We start from the raw sequence: 1,655 nt of genomic DNA on the forward strand, positions 1-1,655 counted from the left end.
GTTGAGCAGCGGCGACCCGACCACCTGCTGCTGTCCCGGGGCTCCGAAGACCTGGGCCGCGATCTGCGCGTCACCGAGTCCGAGGGCGGCCAGGTCCGGATAGGCCCCGCGCAATCCGGCCCAGGTCGTGCCGCGATACGGCGTTCCGAGGGTCACCACTCGGGCGACCGCCTCGCCGCCGCGGGCGCGCAGGTACTGCCGGATGACCGTGCCGCCGGTCGAGTGACCGACCAGCGCCACCCGGCTCGCTCCGGTCGTTTCGCGCACCGAGCGCACGACTTCGGCGAGCTCGCCCGCCATCCGGTCGATGTCGGCCACGCCGTAGACCGCGCGTCCCAGCAACGCGGCGCCGATCGGCCCGATGCCGGTGGAGCTGGAGCCGCTCTGGCCGCTCACCGCGTCGACGACGCCCGGCGCCGCGCCGAGATTCGCGGCGAACACGCAATGTCCCTCGGCGCGGATGGCGCGCGCGAGCACGGGGAAGCTGCGGCCGATGTCGGTTCCCGAGCCGTGCACGAGGACCACCGGCTCCGGCCGTTCGGGGGTGGGACGGCAGGACCAGTCGTTGGCGCCGTCCAGTACGGGCGTCTCGGGAACGGCGGCCGAGCTCGGCGCGTGCGGCAACGCCGCGGCGGCCGCGACCAGCATGAGGCCGGCGACACGCGCGGCCCGGAGGCGAATAGACATCTCGAATTCCCGACGGTTCAGATTCCCAATCCAGCGGCGAGCGTCGGCCACGAATCCTTCAGCGCGTCCTCCCAATAGCCCCAGGAGTGGGTGCCTTCGGGGCGGAAGTTGTATCGCGCCGGGATGCCGAGGTCGTCCAGCCGGGTTTTCATGTTGTGCGAGCAGTAATTGGTGGCCGCTTCGATCACGCCGCCGACCACGAGCTGATTCGCGAAACCCCACGGGCCGTTCAGCGAGTATTTTCCGCCGTACTGGTCGTAGACGCCGGGCATGCCATTTCCACTGGCGATGTAAATGGATTTCCCGCGCAGCCCCTCCGCCTGCACGTACGGATCATTGGCAACCCATTGCGGATCGCCCGCGGGCCCCCACATGTTGTCCAGCTCCGCCAGACCCCATTCCTCCACGGTCAGCCGGACGAACTCGCGGCCGACCGGATCACTGGTCTGCGCGCAACCGCTGTAGGCGGCCACGCTGGAGAACAACTCACCCGTGGTCGCGGCGAGCGCGAGGGTCGTGGTCCCCGACATCGAGAAGCCCGCGAGCCCGTTGCGCCCGCTGGCGCCGAGATACGCGTCGATCAGCGGGGGCAGTTCGCCGCTCAAGAAGGTCCGCCACTTCTGGCGGCCCAGCCTGGCGTCGTCCTTCTGCCAGTCCGCGTAATAACTGAACATGCCGCCGATCGGCGTGACCGCGTGCACGTTCTTGTCCGCGAGGAACTGCATCGCATCGGTCTTGGTGGCCCAGGTGGAGCCGTCGACGCCACCGGCCGCGCCGAGCAGCAGATACAGCACCGGACGCGGCACGCTGGTGTCCGCGGCGCGCTGCACTTCCACCGGAATATCGAGATCCATGGCGGCGGAATGGACCGTCAAAGTCAGGCTCCGCGCATCGTGCTCCTGCACGGAGACGATCGAAGACTCCGCAGGCGCCGCTTCCGCCTGCACCGAAACCATGGCCGATGCGAC

The 1,655-nt window shown here is 69.4% G+C and carries 2 protein-coding genes; both read right to left on the reverse strand.

All coding sequences use genetic code 11. The annotated features are described in order from the left end of the window. A partial coding sequence (locus tag GVY64_RS36900; protein ID WP_236567550.1) for an esterase/lipase family protein occupies nt 1-687 on the reverse strand: 687 nt, incomplete at its 3' end. 17 nt (nt 688-704) lie between these two features. Continuing rightward, the gene (locus GVY64_RS36905) at nt 705-1,643 is read right to left on the reverse strand and encodes an alpha/beta hydrolase (protein ID WP_159851315.1); all 939 of its coding nucleotides are present in this window, start codon (nt 1,641-1,643) and stop codon (nt 705-707) included. Between the last annotated feature and the right edge of the window lie 12 nt (nt 1,644-1,655).

It is taken from the genome of Nocardia sp. CY41 (genome assembly GCF_009829325.1).
Classification (GTDB): domain Bacteria; phylum Actinomycetota; class Actinomycetes; order Mycobacteriales; family Mycobacteriaceae; genus Nocardia.